Origin of the sequence: Halomonas sp. H33-56, assembly GCF_040147035.1 — a bacterium.
Classification (GTDB): Bacteria; Pseudomonadota; Gammaproteobacteria; order Pseudomonadales; family Halomonadaceae; genus Halomonas; species Halomonas litopenaei.
Map to the genome: position 1 here is coordinate 627,824 of NZ_JAMSHP010000001.1, position 18,731 is coordinate 646,554.

The following is an 18,731-nucleotide window of genomic DNA, read 5'->3' on the forward strand; positions in this document are numbered from 1 at the left end:
CGGGAAGGCGTCTGGCGACACCCGCCCGTGGGCAGGAAAAGGCCCGAATATCAAAGCGCCGTGCCGGAATGAAGTCAAGACGGCAGGGTCAGTCGGCGTCGATCTGGATCGACTGAATGTAGCGTTCGTGACGACGCGTACGATCCTTGACCCGTCCTACCAGCTGGCCGCAGGCGGCGTCGATGTCATCGCCCCGGGTCGAACGGATCGGCGCGGTATGACCCAGTTCGTAGAGCCAGCGCTGGAAGCGCATCACCTGGTTGCGGGAGGGCTTCTCGTAGCCGGAATGGGGGAAGGGGTTGAAGGGGATCAGGTTGATCTTGCAGGGCAGTTCCTTCAACAGTTCCGCCAGTTCACGGGCATGCTCCTGCTGGTCGTTGACGTCCTTGATCACCGTGTATTCGATGGTGACCTGGCGGGTGTCATCGCACTTGGCCAGATAACGGTGGCAGGCGTCCAGCAGTGAGCGGATGTTGTACTTGCGGTTGAGCGGTACCAGTTCGCTGCGCAGCGCATCATTGGCGGCGTGCAGCGAGATCGCCAGGCTGACGTCGAGTTCGTCGCCCAGGCGGTCGAGCATCGGTACCACCCCGGAGGTGGACAGGGTGACACGGCGTTTCGACAGGCCGTAACCCTGATCGTCGAGCATCAGCTTCATCGCCGGCACGACGTTGTCGTAGTTCATCAAGGGTTCGCCCATGCCCATCATCACCACGTTGGTGACCGGACGATTGGCGCTGTCCTTGCGTGAGCCGCCACTGTTGGAGGCGACCCATACCTGGCCGATGATCTCGGCGCTGGTGAGGTTACGCTGAAAGCCTTGCTTGCCGGTGGAGCAGAAACTGCAGTCCAGCGAGCAGCCGACCTGGGATGACACACACAGGGTGCGGCGCTTGCCGTTGTCGGCGGGGATAAGCACGGTTTCGACGTAGCTGCCGTCCTCGACCTCCACTACCCACTTGCGCGTCCCGTCCTTGGAGGCGCCTTCATAGACGACCTTGGGACCGCGTACCTCGGCGGTTTCCTCGAGGCGTGCGCGCAGCGCCTTGGACAGGTTGGTCATGGCGGCGAAATCGTCGACGCCTTCGTGGTGAATCCATTTCATCACCTGGGCGGCACGGAACTTCTTCTCGCCGATGGAGAGGAAGAAGGCTTCCATCTCTTCTCGGGTCATGCCGAGCAGGTTGACGCGTTGGGGAGCAGCGGTGGTGGTCATGGCAGGTTCAGCGGGTCGGTGGGCAGAAAGGAGCGAACGGATGCCAGGGGCATCCGTTCACCGATGGGGCCGCAATCACGAGGGTCGGACCCCGACGCCCTTAGCGCGGGCAGATCTCGTCTGCGCCGAAGAAGTAGCTCACTTCGCGCTCGGCGGACTCGGGGGAGTCGGAGCCGTGGACGGCATTGGCGTCGATGGAGGAGGCGAAGTCGGCGCGGATGGTGCCGGCGTCGGCTTCCTTCGGGTTGGTGGCGCCCATCAGCTCGCGGTTCTTGGCGATGGCGTTGTCACCTTCCAGCACCTGCACCACGACCGGACCAGAGGTCATGAAGGACACCAGGTCGCCGAAGAAGGGGCGTTCCTTGTGCTCGGCGTAGAAGCCTTCGGCCTGCTCCTGGGACAGGTGAACCATCTTGGCGGCGACGACCTTCAGTTCGGCCTTCTCGAAGCGCGTGATGATCTCGCCGATGACATTCTTGGCGACGGCGTCGGGCTTGATGATGGACAGAGTGCGCTCTGTAGCCATGAAACTCTCCAGTAGTTGGGCCCAGGAAGTGGGCATGGATGCCAGGTAGATGGCGTCGCGCCGCCCCGGGGACCGGGGCGGCGCGACGCGGGAAAACGAAGCGATGCGGCGTGTTGCGCCGAAGAGCGCAGATTATAGCGTCCTCGTGGCGCCTTGAACACAATTGTTCGTCGCGGCGCCAGCGAGTCCTGTCGCGATCACGGCGAATTCAGACGGTAAAGCTCTCGCCACAGCCGCACTCGTCCTTGACGTTGGGATTGTTGAAGCGGAAGAACCGGTTCAGCCCCTCGTTGACGTAGTCGACCTCGCTGCCGTCGAGCATCTCGAGCGCTTCCGGGGCGACATAGACCCGAGCGTCGTGTTCCTCGAACAGGGCATCGTCGGCCTGGACGTCGTCGGCGAAGTCGAGGACGTAGCTGTAGCCGGAGCAGCCGCTGGGCTTGACCGAGACCCGCAGTCCAAGCCCCTGGCCTCGCTCGTCGAGCACGCGGCGGATCTGGTCGGCCGCGGCGGGGGTGATCTTCAGGTGTGCCATATCATTCTCCTGGGTCGGGCGCTGCCGCCTGGGCGGCAGTCACCGAAACTGTCTCTGTCGTGCGCTGCCTGTCGAAGGGTGATGTTCTCAAGGCATGTCTCAAGGCATGGCGCGGGGCTCAGGCCTCACGGCATGGCGCGCTGGCGCAGGCCAATCAGCGCGGTGCGCAGGGCCTGGCCTGCGCGGTCGATGTCGTCTTCGCTGGTGAAGCGTCCGATGCTCAGGCGCAGCGAGGCCAGCGCCAGGCGGCGCGGCACCCCGATGCCCTGGAGCACGTAGGACGGTTCGACGCTGGCCGAGTTGCACGCCGACCCGGTCGACAGGGCGATGTCGCGCAGCGCCATCAGCAGCGACTCGCCGTCGACGCCCTCGAAGCCGAGGTTGATGATGTTGGGCACCGAGGCCTCGAGGCGGGTGTTGCAGTGCACGCCGTCGAGATCGGCGATGGCCTCGAGCAGGCGATCCCGCAGGCTCTGGATACGTGCCTGATCGGCCTCGCCTTCGTTCGCCGCCAGCGCGAAGGCCTCGCCCATGCCGGCGATCTGGTGGGTCGCCAGGGTGCCGGAACGCATGCTGCGTTCGTGGCCGCCGCCGTGGATCAGCGCCTCGAGACGAAGATCGGGGCTACGCCGCACATAGAGCGCGCCGATGCCCTTGGGGCCGTAGGCCTTGTGGCCGGACAGCGACATCATGTCGACCTTGCTTCGCCCCACGTCGAGGTCGATGCGGCCCACCGCCTGGGCCGCGTCGACGTGGATCATGGCGCCGTGGTCATGGGCCACCTCGGCCAGGGCGGCGATGTCATTGATGGTGCCGAGTTCGTTGTTCACCGCCATCAGCGATACCAGCACGGTGTCGGGGCGCATGGCCTCGGCCAGCTGGCCAGGGCTGACGCTTCCGTCGGCCTGGGGCGTCAGCCAGGTGACGTCAAAGCCCTCTCGCTCTGCCGCCTTGGCGGTATCGATGACCGCCTTGTGCTCGATGATGGAGGTGACCAGGTGGCGGCCCTTGTCGCGGTTGGCCCTGAGGAAGCCGGTAATGGCCAGATTGTCCGCCTCGGTGGCGCCGCTGGTCCAGACGATCTCTCGCGGGTCGGCCTTGATCAGGTCGGCGACCTGGCGCCGGCCGTTTTCCACCGCCTGCTCGGCCAGCCAGCCGGGCATATGGCTGCGCGACGCCGGGTTGGCGAAGGTGCCCTCGAGGGTCAGATGCCGACTCATGACCTCGGCGACACGGGGGTCGACCGGGGTGGTAGCGGCGTAGTCGAGATAGACGGGTGAAGTCATGGCGATGTCATCGTTGGCGGGCAGAGGGGCGAAAGTCTAGCTCAGGGCGCCGAGGTCACAATGTCGTCGTTGTGCTGGCGACGGCGCTGACGCCCGGCGATCTCGGCGATCTCCTGGCGCTCGGCCAGCTCGCCCAGGGTGACGCCGTCGAGGAAGTCCTGGATGCGCTCGGACAGCTCGAACCACAGGTGATGGGTCAGGCAGGTGTCGCCCTTCTGGCAGTCGGACAGACCGCCACAGCGGGTGGTGTCCACCGACTCCTTGACCGCATCGATGACCCGGGCCACCGAGATGGACGCTGCCGGCTCCGCCAGCAGGTAGCCACCGCCTGGCCCGCGCACGCTGTCGACCAGGCCGGCGCGCCGCAGGCGGGCGAACAGCTGCTCGAGGTAGGACAGCGAGATCTGCTGACGCCGGGCGATGTCGGCCAGGCAGATCGGGCCCTGGTCGGCGTTGACCGCCATGTCGAGCATGGCGGTGACAGCGTAGCGTCCCTTGGTGGTCAGGCGCATGGGGCGAACCCTCGACGCCGACATGGGTCGGCGGTCCGGAAAGTGTGGGCGTGGTCGGTAGCCGACGACGCTTGGATCAAAGCGATATTATGGGAAAGACCGAGTGTCGTGGTCAACTATTGGCGCCGTGCCGTCGTCGCCTCGTCTTCCCGCTCGGCCCCGTGCTCGGCGTCATTGGCCGTCTCGCTGCCGCCGGCACTGTCCTTGTCGGTGGTGCCTGGGTCGGAGGTGCCTTGGTCGGAGGTGCCTGGGTCGGAGGTGCCTGGCCCGACGTCTTCATTGCCGCTGGCGCTTTCGGTGCCGCTGGTGGCGGTGTCGGAGCCCAGGATATCGGCGTTGGCGTCACGCCCGATCACCGGCGCGCAGGCGCGGTCGACGTCTTCCAGTATCTCGGCAAAGTCCTCGTCGCGAATCTCCGGCATCTGGCCGTCGCGGTAGCTGTGGTCCAGTTGCCTCAGGGTCTTGCACATGCCGCTGATGCGTTCATCCACCGCGTGCATATGGTCGAGCATGGCCTGCATCGACTTGGCCACCGGGTCGGGCATGTCCTGGCTCATGCCGTAGGCGTCGAAGCCGAATTTCTGGCACATCGCCTCGCGACGGGCCGGGTCGACCTCGAGGCCCGGGTCGCTGTCCGGGTCGCGGCGCTGGACGATCTTGCCGGGGATGCCGACCACGGTGGCGCCGGCCGGGACTTCCTTGGTGACCACCGCGTTGGAGCCGACCTTGGCGCCAGCGCCGACGGTGAAGGGGCCGAGAATCTTGGCGCCGGCACCGACGATCACGCCGTCCTCCAGGGTCGGGTGACGCTTGCCCTTGTTCCAGCTGGTGCCGCCCAGGGTCACGCCCTGGTAGAGGGTGACATCGTCGCCGACGATGGTGGTCTCGCCGATCACCACGCCCATGCCGTGGTCGATGAAGAAGCGCCGGCCGATGGTGGCGCCGGGGTGGATCTCGATGCCGGTGAACCAGCGGCCCAGCGTCGACAGGGTACGCGCGATCCATTTGAGATTGCGCTTCCACAGCTGGTGGGAGATCCGGTGCAGCAGCAATGCGTGAAGGCCAGGATAGTTGGTCAGGACTTCAAGAAAGTTGCGCGCCGCCGGATCCCTGGCAAATACGCTGTTGATGTCTTCGCGTAGGCGTTGAAACATGCGGCGGTCCCTGAGTCGGTCAAGAGAATCATAGTGGGGGCTGGTGGTGGGCCATTCAAGCCTGCCACCTGTCGAGTCAGTGATCTGGTTAAGCTCAGCGGCTCGAAGGTGGACGCCGTGTCGCTCCAGAGCCGCCGGCCTGGCGCTGATCCTGCTGTTGGTTCTGCTGTTGGTTCTGTTGTCGGTTCGGGCTAGTCCTGGGCCGGCTTCTGGCCCTGGTGCGTGTCATGTTCCCGCTGTAATTCCGGCTCGTTGGCGCGGGCGCCCAGCGCCTGGCCGCCTGCGGCCTTCTCGGTGGCGCTGAGGATGCCACGCAGGATGTTGAGCTCCATGCGTTCGGGGCGCGAGCGCAGGATCACTCGGCGCAGCCTGGCCATCAATTGGCGAGGCTTCGCCGGGTCGTGGAAGCCGATGGTGATCAGCGCGCGTTCCAGATGAGCGAAATAGTGCTCCAGCTCCTCGTGGCTGGCCAGTGGCTGCGCTTCTTCCTCATCGTCCTGTGCCGGGCCTGGCTTATTCTGGGTCTGGGTCTGGGTCTGGGTCTGGGCCTGGGCCAGCCAGGCAAGGCGGCATTCGTAGGCCAGCACCTGCACCGCCGCGGCCAGGTTCAGCGAGCTGAAGTCGGGATTGGTGGGGATGTGGACGTGGGCGTGGCAGCGTTGCAGTTCGGCGTTGGACAGGCCGCTGTCCTCGCGGCCGAAGACCAGCGCGATGCGGGCCTCGGGCGTGGCCAGCTCGGCGGGCAGACGCTCGCCCAGCTCACGCGGGGTGATCATCGGCCAGGGCAAGGTGCGCGAGCGCGCGCTGGCTCCCACCACCAGGGTGCAGTCGGTGACCGCCTGCTCGAGGCTGTCGACCACCCGAGCGTCGTGGACCAGGGCATCTGCCCCGGAGGCGCGGGACACACTGTCGGCGGTGATGACCTCGCAGCGTGGTGCGACCAGGGCCAGATCGGCGAGTCCCATATTGTGCATGGCGCGGGCGGTGGCGCCGATATTGCCGGGGTGGCTGGTGCCGATGAGAACGATGCGAATGCGCTCGAGCATGGAAGATCCTGTAACGACGCGGCGGGTTGATGCGGTGGTTGGTGCAGTGGTCTATTCAATGACCGATGCAAGGGCGCTGATGGCGGACCGGTCGGCAGCGCCAGGGGCGCCAGTCTAGCATGGGTAGATGCGCGCTGGGGCGAAGTGCGTGGCATTCATGCCCGTGGTCTGCTAGGATTCGCGCCGAGTCAGTTACCCACGTCGACTCCGTTCTTTAACACCACCGACTCCCAAGGCCCGATCATGCATCCGATGGTCCAGTACGCCCTGCGCGCTGCCCGCAGCGCCGGCGAACAGTTTCTGCGCATTCGCGAACGAATCGAGAATGCCCACGACGAGCACAACCTCGACCGTCTGCTCGAGGACACGGCTCGCAACGCCGAATCCCTGATTACCCGCCAGCTGACCCGCGGTTATCCCCAGCACGGGGTCGTCGGTCGCTACACGCCCCACCGTGCCGGTGAAGGCGAAGGCGCGGATATCCTGTGGCGCATCGAACCCTTCCACGGTTACTCGAACCTGAGTGTGGCGTCCCCTGAGTTCGCCCTGTCCGTGGTATGTCTGATCAAGGGCCGCCCGGAGCACGCGGTGGTGATCTGCCCCTTCAGCGATGACGAATACCTTGCCAGCCGTGGCCGTGGCGCCCAGCTCAATGGCAAGCGTCTGCGTGTGTCCAAGATCAAGAGCGCCGCTGGCGCCCGCCTGTCGCTGGGGCTTCCCGATACCTACCTGCGCTCGCGTTTTCTGCCGACCTACCTGACCCTGGTGCAGCAGCTCGGCCCCCAGGCCGAACAGCTTCAAGCCAGCGCCTGTGGCCTGCTCGACATGGCCCGTCTGGCCGCCGGTCGTGCCGACGCCGCCTTCGTGCTGGGAGTCGAGGAGCAGGACCTGGACATCGGTTCGCTGCTGCTCAAGGAGTCCGGTGCCTTGATCGGCACCCCGGATGGCCAGCCCTCGGTGCGTATCGAAGGCGCCCTGATGGCCGCCAACCCGCGCCTGTTCAAGGCGTTGATCAAGCAGCTTGCGCCCCACGTGCATACCGCGCCCAGTCAGCCCTAAGAGGACTGATTCGGCACCGCTCGCGCGAGCGAGCGGTGATCGTGACGCCGTCACAGCAACGCCCCCGCGGCCTGGCCGCGGGGGCGTCATTCGTTGTTGGTGCAGTGAGTTCGGTGTGACCCTGGTCAGGGCGCCAGCGCGGCCACCACCTCTTCGACCTGGAGGCGGGTGCTGTCCAGGCCCTGGCCGGCCAGATACCAGAGTCGCGGCGAGCCGACGGCGATCGCCAGATCGTCACCGATGGCCTGCGTCAGCGCCTCGACATCGAGAGGCGTCTGGCCGATGGCGGCGCTGCGGTCCACCACCCACACCAGGTCGGGCTGGGTGGCGGCGATCTGCGCCGGCGTCAGCGGCGTGAAGGTACGCTCACCACGCGTCACGCTCTCGACGTTTTCGGGAAGTTCGGGCGAGGCCAGTCCCATCAGGTCATGCACGACGGCGTTGTGCTGGACGATAAGCTTTCCGTCGTTGTGGACGACCACCAGTACCTTGGGCGTCCCGCTGATCTCGGCCAATTGCTGATCGAGCGACTGGCGCAGGTCCGCAAGCGCCTGCTCACCCGCTTGCTGTGCATCGAACAGCGCAGCCAGATCGTCGACCCGATGTTCGAGCTGGTCCCAGGCGTCCTCGCCCTCGGTCGCCACGGCGTAGACCGGGGCAAGAGCTTCCAGATTTTCGCGTTCGGCTTCCAGACGCCCGCTGATCAGGATGGCATCGGGTGACAGTGACTCAAGGGCCTCCATGTCGGCGACCTTGAGGGTGCCCACGTCGGTGAAGGCGTCGTCGGCATAGTCGGACAGATAGTCGGGAAGCGTTGCCTGGGCGACACCTGCGATACGCTCGCGCTGCGCCAGGTTGTCGAGGATGTCCAGGGCCGCGTAGTCGAGGGCGACGACCCTTTCCGGCACCGGTTGCGCCCAGGCCTGGGCAGTGACGCTGAGCAGGGCGGCGATGGCGAGAGGCTTGTACATGCTTTCTCCATTGATAATCATTTTCAATGGAGATGTTATCGCAAATGCTCGGGCAAAGGGGGAGCGTCGCCGTGCTACGTTGCGTTGCGTACTGGCGAACGCTCCCTGGCGCCGGGGTTCAGGAACCCTGGCTGGCCGGGTCGCCGGAGTCTGTCTTGGCTGACCTGCCTTGTCGACGCTGGGTCCAGCGCTGCTTGGCGTACTTGCGCATATTGGTGACGTTGTCGGTCTCGTCGACGATATCCTGGCCGAGCACCGTCTCGATCACGTCCTCCATGGTGATCAGCCCCACCCAGGTACCGTGGTCGTCATACACCACCGCCAGATGCTGACGATCCCTGAGCATCATGGTGAAGACGTGCTCGACGCTGTCGTCGGCCTGTACCGAGGGGGCGTCCTGCATGATCTCTTTCATGTCCACGGATTCATCCGCCTGGTAGGCGTCGGCCTTGTGCACATAGCCGATGGCCTGCTCGCCGCCGTCCATCACCGGAAAGCGGGTGAACGGCGAGCGCACCAGTTCCTGCTCGAACTGGGCCACGGTCATCGATGGGCGCACCGTGACGCACACGGTTCTTGGCGTCATCACCTTGCTGATCTTGATCTCGTGCAGGTTGAGGATGTTGGTGATGGTTCTGGCTTCGTCCTGGTCCAGTGCCTTCTCGTCCAGGCCGATACGTGCCAGCGCCTTGATCTCGCCACGCATGTCGGTGTCGGCGGCATTGCCGCCGATGCGCTGGGTGATCTGTTCGGACATCCAGATGAATGGCTTGAGGAGCAGGATCAGGGTGTTGAGGATGGGCGGCAGCCAGGGCGACAGCTGGCGCCAGAAGGTGGCGCCGATGGTCTTGGGGATGATCTCCGAGAGGATCAGGATGGCCAGCGTCATCACCGCCGAGGCGACGCCCAGCCAGGCCTCGCCGAAGACCACCGCGACCTGGGCGCCGACGCCGGTGGCGCCAACGGTGTGGGCGATGGTGTTGAGCGTCAGGATAGCCGCCAGCGGGCGATCGATATCCCGCTTGAGGGCGTTCAGCTTCTTGTGCAGCGGCTCGTTGGTCTCCTGGACCTGGGCGATATAGCTCGGTGTCAGCGACAGGATGGCCGCTTCCAGTACCGAACACAGGAAGGAGGCGCCGATGGACAGTACGGCAAAGGCGATCAGCAGGAACATGCGGCCTCGTCACGTTTTAATGGGGTGGATGACAAGCATGAAAGGGGGCGCTGGCCAGGGCAAGTGACGGGGGGCATTTTCTGGAAAGAAACGACCTATCTCGCGTTGCTGCATGGTTTTCGAAGTGAACTGAGAGGCCGCCGACAGCGGTGCCGGCTCGCCGTGATCTTGCACCGACCTCGGAAAGCAAGAGGCCCCGCCGTGGATGATCCACGACGGGGCCTCGAGGGGCAGTTGCGGTGATATCAGGGCAGCTGCTCTTCCTCGGCGTCTTCCTTCTTCTCCGGGATCAGGTCGCGGCGCTGGAGCTTGAGCTTGATCAGCAGGGCCGCCGCCACGTAGATCGACGAGAAGGTACCCACGCCGATACCGATCAGCAGGGCCACCGAGAAGTTGTGGATCATGTCGCCACCGAGCCAGGCCAGCGCCAGCAGTACCAGCAGGGTGGTGCCGGAGGTCGCCAGGGTGCGGGACAGGGTCTGGTTGATCGCCTCGTTGAAGATCGCCGGCATGTCGTCGATACGCGACTTGCGGATATTCTCGCGGATACGGTCATAGACCACGATGGTGTCGTTGAGCGAGTAGCCGATCACCGCCAGCACGGCGGCCAGCACCGTCAGGTCGAACTCCATCTGGAACAGCGAGAAGGCGCCGACCACGATGATCACGTCATGGACCAGTGCCAGCAGTGCGCCGATGGCGAACTTGTACTGGAAGCGGAAGGCCACGTAGAGCATGACCACGCCGAGGGCGACCAGCATGCCGAGACCGCTCTGGTCACGCAGTTGACCGCCGACCTGGGCACCGACGAACTCGGCACGCACCAGGTCCACCTGGGCGCCGCCCTGGGCCAGCAGGCCCACGACCTGGTCGCCGACGTTGGCCTCGAAGGTCTGCTGCAGACGAATCAGCACCTCATTGGCGGCGCCGAAGGTCTGTACCGAGATGTCATTGAAGCCGGCTCCCTCGAGGGCGCCGCGCACGCTGTCCAGCGCCGGGGCGGTGGCGTAGCGGACTTCGACCAGGGTGCCGCCGGTGAAGTCGAGGCCCAGGGCCAGGCCCTGCACCACCAGCGACACCAGCGAGACCAGGATTAGGATCGCCGATATGGCAAAGGCGATCTTGCGCTGGCCCATGAAGTCGAGATTCAGGTTGGTGAGGCGTTTCATACCCTCTCCCCGTTGTGTGCAAGTGGACATGGGCTTAGATCCATAGCTTCTTCACCGGCTTGCCGCCGTAGATCAGATTGACCATGGCACGGGTCACCAGCAAGGCAGTGAACATCGAGGTCAGGATGCCCAGCGACAGGGTGACGGCGAAGCCCTTGACCGGGCCGGTACCGATGGAGAACAGGATCAATGCCACCAGCAGGGTGGTGATGTTGGCGTCGACGATGGAGCTGAAGGCGCGCTCGTAGCCGGCGTGGATCGCCTGCTGCACCGACAGTCCTGTGCGCAGCTCCTCACGAATACGCTCGAAGATCAGCACGTTGGCGTCGACCGCCATGCCCAGCGTCAACACGATACCGGCGATACCGGGCAGCGTCAGGGTGGCGCCGAGCATCGACATGGCGGCGACCAGCAGGGTCAGGTTCAACGCCAAGGCGATGTTGGCGATGACGCCGAACACCTTGTAGCGGATCAACATGAACAGCACGACCAGCAGCAGGCCGATCTGTACCGAGAGCATGCCGCGCTCGATATTGTCGGCGCCGAGGCTCGGGCCGATGGTGCGTTCCTGGGCGAAGTAGATCGGTGCCGCCAGTGAACCGGAGCGCAGCAGCAGTGCCAGCTCGCCGGCTTCGGTGGGCGATTCCAGCCCGGTGATGCGGAAGCTGTTGCCCAGCGCGCTCTGGATGGTGGCCAGGCTGATGATGCCGCGTTCGGTGTAGGGATCACGCACGGTTACCTGCTCACCGTCCTCCATCACCGTACGGTCACGGGTCTTGTGCTCGATGAACACCACCGCCATGTTGCGACCGATGTTGGTGCGAGTGGCGCGGTTCATCAGGGTGCCACCGGTGCCGTCCAGGTTGATGTTGACCTGGGGGCGACCGTTCTCGTCGAAGCCGCGGCTGGCGCTGGACACGCTGTCGCCGGTGATGATGACGTCGCGCATCAGGTCGGCGGTGCGTCCGGGCTCGTTGCGGAAGGACAGCGCCTCGGTCTCGTTGGACGGGGTGTCGGTGCGCGCCTCCAGGCGGAACTCCAGGTTGGCGGTGGCGCCGACGATACGCTTGGCGGCGGCGGTGTCCTGCACGCCGGGCAGCTCGACCACGATGCGATCCGGGCCCTGGCGCTGTACCAGCGGTTCGGCCACGCCGAGCTCGTTGACGCGGTTGCGCAGGGTGGTCAGGTTCTGGTTGATCGCGTAGTCCTGGATCTCGTCCACGGACGCGTCGGTCAGGGTCATCGCCAGGCTGGCGCCGCGTTCACGCTCGACGTCCTGGTACTGGAAGTCGGGGAACTCGCGGCGAATCAGCGTCTCGGCGGCGTCGCGGTCCTCGGCGTTCATGAAGTCCAGCGAGATGGTGCGGCCGTCGATCTCGGTGTTGCGGTAGCGGATGCGCTCTTCACGCAGGGTCTCGCGCATGGCGCTGGCGTTGACCTCGAGACGCTGATTGACCGCCGCTTCCATGTCCACTTCCAAAAGGAAGTGCACACCGCCACGCAGGTCCAGACCAAGGGTCATGGGCGAGGCCGCCAGCGAAGACAGCCACTCGGGGGTGGACTCTGCCAGGTTCAGCGCGACCACATAGTCATCGCCGAGCTGCTGTGCGATCAGGTCACGGGCGGGAATCTGGTCCTCGGCGTCGTTCAGCCGGATCAGCAGGCTGTTGGGCTCCTGTTCCACCGTCTTGACGTCGATGTCCGCCTCGGCCAGGGCCTGTTCGAGGCTCTGCTGCTGGGACTGGCTGAAACTCAGCTCGCCACGATCACTGCTGATCTGGACCGCTGGGTCTTCGGGAAACAGATTGGGAAGGGAGTAGACCAGGCCGACAAGAAGTACCACCAGGATCAGCAGGTACTTCCATAAAGGGTAACGATTGAGCATCGGGGCTCTGCCCTCAGGTTGCTGACAAATAAGGGAAAGCCGGGGGCGCTCGAGAGGTGCTCCGGGGACTTTCCAAAGCGAAGGGTGCGGCTGCCTCGCCAACGCGCGACAGCCGACCGATCGGCTCCCCCCGCGTCAGCATGGGGCCCCCTTCGGCGCACAGGGCCGAAGGGGAATGACACCAATCAGATGGACTTGATAGTGCCCTTGGGCAGCACGGCGGCCACGGCGTTCTTCTGCACGCTGACTTCGGTGCCTTCGCTGATTTCCATGGCGAGGAACTCGCTGTCGTCGCTGACCCGGGTGATGCGGCCCATCAGACCACCGCCGATGACGATCTCGTCACCCTTGGACAGGCCAGCGATCAGCTGCTTGTGCTGCTTGGCGCGCTTGGCCTGGGGACGCCACAGCAGGAAGTAGAAGATCAGCACGAAGCCGACCAGCATCACGATCTGGGCGATACCACCACCGGCGGCAGCGCCAGCATCCTGGGCCAGGGCCGGGGAGATGAAGAAGTCCAACATGTACGACGGTCTCCTGAAGTCGTGGGGAAAAGGGAGTCAGACGGCCGGCGGCTGCCGACCGGGTCATCAATTCGGGGCGGGGGGAACCGGCAGGCCACGCCTGGCATAGAACCCTTCCACGAAGTCAGCCAATGTACCCGCTTCGATAGCACCGCGCAAACCGGCCATGACACGCTGATAGTGACGCAGATTATGGATCGTGTTGAGCATCGATCCGAGCATCTCGCCGCAGCGGTCCAGGTGGTGCAGATAGCCCCGCGAGAAGTTCTGACAGGTGTAGCAGTCGCAGTCATCTTCCAGCGGGCGGGTGTCGTGACGATGCTTGGCGTTGCGGATCTTGACCGTGCCCTCGGCGGTGAACAGGTGGCCGTTGCGGGCGTTGCGGGTGGGCATCACACAGTCGAACATGTCGACCCCGCGGCGTACCCCTTCGACCAGATCCTCGGGCTTGCCGACGCCCATCAGATAGCGCGGCTTGTCCGCCGGCATCCACTCGGGCAGGTAGTCGAGCACCTTGATCATCTCTTCCTTGGGCTCGCCCACCGACAGCCCGCCGATGGCGTAGCCGTCGAAGCCGATGTCGCCGAGGCCCTTGAGCGAAGCCTCACGCAGATCCGGGTACATGCCGCCCTGGATAATGCCGAACAGCGCCGACGGTGAGTTGCCGTGGGCATCGCGGGAGCGCTGGGCCCAGCGCAGCGACATCTCCATCGAACGGCGCGCCTCGTCGTGGGTCGCGGGGTAAGGGGTGCACTCGTCGAAGATCATGACGATGTCGGAGCCCAGCGAGCGCTGCACCGCCATCGACTCTTCCGGTCCCATGAACACCTTGGAGCCGTCCACCGGCGAGCGGAAGTGCACGCCCTGCTCGGTGATCTTGCGCGTCTCGCCCAGCGAGAACACCTGGAAGCCGCCGGAGTCGGTGAGGATCGGCTTGTGCCACTGGGCGAAGTCGTGCAGGTCGCCGTGGGCCTCGATGACCTCGGTACCGGGACGCAGCCACAGGTGGAAGGTGTTGCCGAGGATGATCTCGGCGCCGATCTCTTCCACCGAGGCCGGGGTCATGCCCTTGACCGTGCCGTAGGTGCCCACCGGCATGAAGGTCGGGGTCTCGATGGTGCCGCGGGGAAAGGTGATGCGACCTCGGCGGGCCCGGCCGTCCTCGGCCAGCTTGTCGAAGCGCATGAAGCATTGCTCGCGCATGGGTCTCTCCGTGCCCCTTGGGGGCGTTGATTCGAGCCTGACGACGGTGGACCGCTCGGCCGAGCGGCCACCGCCTGGCAAATAGGGTCAGCGTGCCGGCGTCAGCAGCATGGCGTCGCCGTAGCTGAAGAAGGCGTAGCGTTCCTTTACCGCCTCGCGGTAGGCCTTCATCACGGTGTCGTAGCCGGAGAAGGAAGACACCAGCATCAGCAGGGTCGATTCCGGCAGATGGAAGTTGGTGATCAGGGCGTCCACGCAGCGCCACTCGTAGCCCGGGTAGATAAAGATGTCGGTGTCGCCGGAGAAGGGCGCGATCTCGCCCGACTGGCTGGCGGTCTCCAGGCAGCGCACGCTGGTGGTGCCAACGGCGATGACCTTGTTGCCGCGAGCCTTGGCCGCGCGCACCTGGGCGCAGGCCTGGTCACCCACCTCGATCCATTCGCTGTGCATGTGGTGCTCCTGGATATTGTCGACGCGCACCGGCTGGAAGGTACCGGCGCCTACGTGCAGGGTCACGTAGGCGGACTCGACGCCCCGCTCGGCCAGCCGCTCGAGCAGCGGCTCGTCGAAGTGCAGCCCGGCGGTCGGCGCGGCCACCGCCCCGTCGCGCCGGGCGTAGACGGTCTGGTAGCGCTCGCGGTCGGACAGCTCGTCGTCCCGGGTGATATACGGCGGCAGCGGCATATGGCCGTGGCGCTCCAGCAGCGCGATCATCGGGGTATCGCCGAGAAAGCTCAGCTCGAACAGGGCGTCGCGGCGGCCTTCGACCACCGCCTGGATGCCGCCCTCGAAGTGAAGCTCGGTTCCGGGCTTGGGCGACTTGCTCGAACGCAGATGGACCAGCCCCCGATGGGCGTCCAGCGGCCGTTCGAGCAGCATTTCCACCTTGCCGCCGCTGGCCTTGTGGCCGTGCAGGCGGGCGGGGATCACGCGGGTGTCGTTGAACACTAGCAGGTCGCCGGGCTCGAGCAACTGCTCAAGGTCCGGAAAGCGGCGGTGGTCGAGGTGTCCGCTGGCGCCGTCGACACACAGCAGGCGGCAGTCGCTGCGAACGTCGGACGGGTAACGGGCGATCAGCTCTTCAGGGAGCTCGAAATGAAAGTCGGCGCGCTGCATGGGAATTCGCAAGTCGTCAGGCGGGATGAAGGATGCCAAAGGCGCACAAGGATACCGTTTCCTGACCGCCACGTCAGGAAACGGCGTCGATCTTCTGTCACGACCACGCCATGGGCGTCAGCCCGTTTCGGCCATCCGCTAGGCGGGCAGCGCAGTCGGGTCGACGACCAGGGGCCATCGGGGTGGCTACCACAGCAGCAGAATCAGACCGTAGGCCATCAGCGTCACCACCACCGTACTGATCAGGTTGAGGGCAAAGCCGGCACGAATCATCGACTGGATCTTCATGTGACCGGTGCCGAAGACGATGGCGTTGGGTGGTGTGGCCACCGGCATCATGAAGGCGCAGCTGGCGGCGATGGCGGCCGGCACGGTGATCAGCATCACCGGCAGATCCAGCGACAGCGCCAGGGCGCCGAGCAGCGGCAGGAAGGCCGCCGCGGTGGCGGTGTTGGACGTTACCTCGGTGAGGAAGATGATCACCAGCACCACGCCGCCGATGATCGCCAGCACCGGCAGGGCACCGAGGATCGACAGCTGGTTGGCGATCCACTCGGCCAGCCCCGACTTGCTGATCGCGCCGGCCAGCGCCAGGCCGCCGCCGAACAGCAGAAGGATGCCCCAGGGCAGCTTCACCGCGTCTTCCCACACCATCAGCGCCTCGCCGGCACGACGGCCGGAAGGAATCAGGAACAGCGCCATGCCGGCGACGATGGCGATGGTGGTATCGGACAGCCAGGAGGCGCCCATGTCATTGAGCAGCGGGCGCAGGATCCACAGCGCCGCCGCGGCCAGAAACAGCAAGCCGACACGGCGTTCGGCGGCACTCATCGGGCCCATCTCGGCGAGCTGGTCCTTGATCAGGTTGTCGCTTTCACCCTTGCCGACCTTCAGCGAGAAGCCGCCGCGGGACAGCCACCACCAGGTCAGCGCCATCATCACCACGCTGATCGGTACCCCGACCAGCATCCACTGGGCGAAGCCCAGGTCGATGCCGCGATCATCGGCCAGATAGCCCGCCAGCAGGGCATTGGGCGGCGTGCCGATCAGAGTGGCCACACCACCGATGCTGGCCGAATAGGCGATGCCCAGCAGCAGCGCGGTGGCAAAGCGGCGCAGCTCATCAGGGTCGGAATCCTCGAGCAGGCTCAGCACCGAGATGCCGATGGGCAGCATCATGATCGAGGTGGCGGTGTTGGACACCCACATACTGAGAAAGCCGGTGGCGATCATGAACCCGGCGATCTGGCGCTTGGGCTCGCTGCCGACGACCTTCAGCACGTGCAGGGCGATACGCTTGTGCAGGTTCCAGGTCTGCATCGCGATACCGAGCAGGAAACCGCCGAGGAACAGATAGATGATCGGATTGGCGTAGCTGGCCGCGACCTCCTTGATGCTGCCGATGCCCACCGCCGGGGCCAGTACCAGGGGGATCAGCGAGGTCACCGGGATCGGGATCGCCTCGGTGGACCACCAGCTGGCCATCAGCAGTGCCATGCCGACGCAGCCCCAGGCGGCCTGGGACATGTCGCCGGGCGGGGGCAGCACCAGGGTGGCGATCAACAACAGCGGACCCAGCACCAGCCCGATGCGGCTGGCGATGGACGGATGGGGAACGGCTTCATTGCGAGTGTCAGCCATGGGCGACTCCATTCTGGGCTGGACGCGGGTCTTGTTGACCAGGGGCTTGGTTGACCTGGGGCAGGCGGAGCGCAGTCTACCAAGGTCTAACCCGAGCGGGCGAGCGTCAAGACATGGAGGAATGACCCACCTGCCGCCAGGGTGCCGAAACCGACGGCCGGTGGGGCTTTGGCTGACAACGGCCGAGGCCGATCCCAGGTCGGTGCTCGGCCGGATGCGGCGGGTGCCGCGCCCGACAGGGGCGGGAGTCGCCTCGACAATGCGCCATCCGCCCCGACAGGCGCCACCGAGCGGCTCAGGGGAATTGACCTCTGGCGCCACCCACGTATAATCCTCGCCCGTTGCCGGTGTGGCGGAATTGGTAGACGCAGCGGATTCAAAATCCGCCGGGTGCAAGCCCTTGTCGGTTCGAGTCCGACCGCCGGTACCACTTTAAAAACAGTCGCTTACGAGCGGCTGTTTGTGTTTCTACCCTCCCTCTTTCTAGTGTGTGGTCGCAGTTTGGTCGCAGAAGGCCGCGCTCAAGCTCGGCAGGCGCGAGCCTATGTCGTCCAGGCCCGCATCGAACATGTGCGAGTAGCGGCTGGTGACGATCAGGCTGGAATGCCCCAGCAGGTCGCGCACCGTGGTCATGCTCTCGCCAGCCTGGGCCAGCATGCTGGCATAGCTGTGGCGCAGGTCGTGGAAGCGCAGATCCTGGCGCCCCACCGCTACCCGGGCCTTTTCCCACACCGTTCGCAGCCGATGATAGGTGGTAGCGAAGGGCAGCTCCTCCAGCCAGGGCCTGGCATCCTCCGGTACTGGCACCACGCGGGCCTTGCCGCTCTTGGTCTGGTCTGGCCGCAGCAGGATGCGACCACCGTGGACGTTCGAGGCATCGAGGCTGAGCAGCTCGCCCTGGCGTAGCCCGGTCAGTGCTGCCAGGGCGATCACTCGTTTCTCGACAATGGAGTGATCGGGGATGGCTTGCAGCAGCTGACCCACCTGCTCGATGGTCAGGTACACATGCCGTTCGTTCTTCGGCATCTTCTTGCGGATCTTGTCGCCCAGGGGGCGGTCCAGCCACCCCCATTCCCGATAGGCAAGGTTCAGAACCCGCTTTACCACCTGCAGATGGTTGTTGATGGTGCTCTGCGCACGCCCTTGCTTGCGAAGGTCTCGGGCCATCTCGCGAGCCTTGTCGACGCTCTCCATGCCGAGCAGCACCCGGTCGCCCATGTAGTGGGCCACCGGACGGATGGCCTTCACCTGGCTGGCCACGTCGTATTCGTCGATCCATCGCTCGAGCCCCTCGATGAAGGTGCGCCGCGGCTGGCGTCCCATCACCTCACCCTGGAAAGCCGCTTCGTTCAGTTCGGCTTGGCGCTTCGCGGCGTATTCCCGCGCCTGCCGCTCCCCTTCTCTATCCCCCGCAAACGATCGTTGATGTCGGTGACCGTGGTACGTTTCCGTGACCACCCACCGGTTCCTCTTTTCCCTGTATCTGACTGTGATTCCCATGTGTCGCGTTCCTCAGGCTGAGGGCCGCGCTTGCAGCTCTCAGCGTACCTCTCCACTGCGATCTGCTCAAAGCGCACTGCGGTCCCGAACTGGACGAACCCGATCTTGTGCTTGTTGCCATAGACCCAGCTGAGGCTCATGCCCAGCCGTTCAGCGACCTGCTCGGGGCGTAGTAGTGCTCCTGCCATTGCAGTTTCCCTAATTCGCTGTCCTT

At 65.2% G+C, this 18,731-nt stretch carries 16 protein-coding genes, 1 tRNA gene and 1 pseudogene; 2 read left to right on the plus strand and 16 right to left on the minus strand.

Going from position 1 to position 18,731, the window contains the following annotated elements; translation table 11 throughout:
• Positions 1-88: 88 nt before the first annotated feature.
• From rlmN to NFH98_RS02910, 7 genes and pseudogenes are all read right to left on the minus strand, one after another.
• Complete coding sequence (gene rlmN / locus NFH98_RS02880; RefSeq protein WP_108131248.1) at positions 89-1,216, minus strand: dual-specificity RNA methyltransferase RlmN; 1,128 nt, start codon at positions 1,214-1,216, stop codon at positions 89-91.
• A gap of 100 nt (positions 1,217-1,316) precedes the next feature.
• Positions 1,317-1,742, minus strand: coding sequence for a nucleoside-diphosphate kinase (ndk, locus tag NFH98_RS02885; RefSeq protein WP_045992747.1), 426 nt, complete (start codon positions 1,740-1,742; stop codon positions 1,317-1,319).
• 208 nt (positions 1,743-1,950) lie between these two features.
• Positions 1,951-2,277 carry a HesB/IscA family protein gene (locus NFH98_RS02890; protein WP_045992748.1) on the minus strand — a complete coding sequence of 109 codons (327 nt, stop codon included), beginning with the start codon at positions 2,275-2,277 and terminating at the stop codon, positions 1,951-1,953.
• A 125-nt stretch (positions 2,278-2,402) separates the two neighbouring features.
• On the minus strand, positions 2,403-3,563 hold the full coding sequence (locus NFH98_RS02895; protein WP_213228215.1) for an aminotransferase class V-fold PLP-dependent enzyme: 1,161 nt from the start codon (positions 3,561-3,563) through the stop codon (positions 2,403-2,405).
• A 41-nt stretch (positions 3,564-3,604) separates the two neighbouring features.
• On the minus strand, positions 3,605-4,075 hold the full coding sequence (locus NFH98_RS02900) for an Rrf2 family transcriptional regulator (protein WP_045992750.1): 471 nt from the start codon (positions 4,073-4,075) through the stop codon (positions 3,605-3,607).
• A 353-nt stretch (positions 4,076-4,428) separates the two neighbouring features.
• Positions 4,429-5,229 (minus strand): annotated as a pseudogene (gene cysE, locus NFH98_RS02905) (serine O-acetyltransferase); the annotation flags it as partial.
• Between the two features lie 191 nt (positions 5,230-5,420).
• On the minus strand, positions 5,421-6,275 hold the full coding sequence (locus NFH98_RS02910) for an RNA methyltransferase (protein ID WP_349622187.1): 855 nt from the start codon (positions 6,273-6,275) through the stop codon (positions 5,421-5,423).
• 243 nt (positions 6,276-6,518) lie between these two features.
• On the opposite strand from NFH98_RS02910, the gene NFH98_RS02915 reads away from it, so the two are divergent.
• On the plus strand, positions 6,519-7,334 hold the full coding sequence (locus NFH98_RS02915) for an inositol monophosphatase family protein (protein WP_349622188.1): 816 nt from the start codon (positions 6,519-6,521) through the stop codon (positions 7,332-7,334).
• Positions 7,335-7,459: 125 nt separating this feature from the next.
• Here the strand turns inward: NFH98_RS02915 and NFH98_RS02920 are convergent, their stop codons facing one another.
• From NFH98_RS02920 to NFH98_RS02955, 8 genes are all read right to left on the minus strand, one after another.
• Positions 7,460-8,305, minus strand: a complete 846-nt coding sequence (locus NFH98_RS02920) for an ABC transporter substrate-binding protein (protein WP_222515671.1) — start codon at positions 8,303-8,305, stop codon at positions 7,460-7,462.
• Positions 8,306-8,423: 118 nt separating this feature from the next.
• Positions 8,424-9,479, minus strand: coding sequence for a CNNM domain-containing protein (locus tag NFH98_RS02925; protein WP_222515670.1), 1,056 nt, complete (start codon positions 9,477-9,479; stop codon positions 8,424-8,426).
• A gap of 245 nt (positions 9,480-9,724) precedes the next feature.
• Positions 9,725-10,648: a protein translocase subunit SecF gene (secF, locus tag NFH98_RS02930; RefSeq protein WP_045992759.1), complete on the minus strand. Its 924-nt coding sequence runs from the start codon at positions 10,646-10,648 to the stop codon at positions 9,725-9,727.
• A 34-nt stretch (positions 10,649-10,682) separates the two neighbouring features.
• A complete protein-coding gene (gene secD / locus NFH98_RS02935) occupies positions 10,683-12,533 on the minus strand; it encodes a protein translocase subunit SecD (RefSeq protein WP_108131253.1) in 1,851 nt (616 codons plus the stop codon).
• Positions 12,534-12,718: 185 nt separating this feature from the next.
• The gene (yajC, locus tag NFH98_RS02940; protein WP_045992761.1) at positions 12,719-13,057 is read right to left on the minus strand and encodes a preprotein translocase subunit YajC; all 339 of its coding nucleotides are present in this window, start codon (positions 13,055-13,057) and stop codon (positions 12,719-12,721) included.
• Between the two features lie 66 nt (positions 13,058-13,123).
• The gene (gene tgt, locus NFH98_RS02945; protein WP_502878757.1) at positions 13,124-14,242 is read right to left on the minus strand and encodes a tRNA guanosine(34) transglycosylase Tgt; all 1,119 of its coding nucleotides are present in this window, start codon (positions 14,240-14,242) and stop codon (positions 13,124-13,126) included.
• A 105-nt stretch (positions 14,243-14,347) separates the two neighbouring features.
• Entirely contained in the window at positions 14,348-15,376 is a 1,029-nt protein-coding gene (gene queA, locus NFH98_RS02950) for a tRNA preQ1(34) S-adenosylmethionine ribosyltransferase-isomerase QueA (RefSeq protein WP_349622190.1), read from the minus strand.
• 186 nt (positions 15,377-15,562) lie between these two features.
• On the minus strand, positions 15,563-17,017 hold the full coding sequence (locus NFH98_RS02955; protein WP_349622191.1) for an SLC13 family permease: 1,455 nt from the start codon (positions 17,015-17,017) through the stop codon (positions 15,563-15,565).
• A gap of 343 nt (positions 17,018-17,360) precedes the next feature.
• Between NFH98_RS02955 and NFH98_RS02960 the strand changes: the two genes are divergently transcribed.
• Positions 17,361-17,447, plus strand: a tRNA-Leu gene (locus NFH98_RS02960).
• 53 nt (positions 17,448-17,500) lie between these two features.
• Here NFH98_RS02960 and NFH98_RS02965 read toward each other — a convergent pair.
• Positions 17,501-18,340 (minus strand): tyrosine-type recombinase/integrase, encoded by an 840-nt coding sequence (locus NFH98_RS02965; RefSeq protein ID WP_349622192.1) that lies wholly within the window; start codon positions 18,338-18,340, stop codon positions 17,501-17,503.
• Positions 18,341-18,731 lie beyond the last annotated feature (391 nt).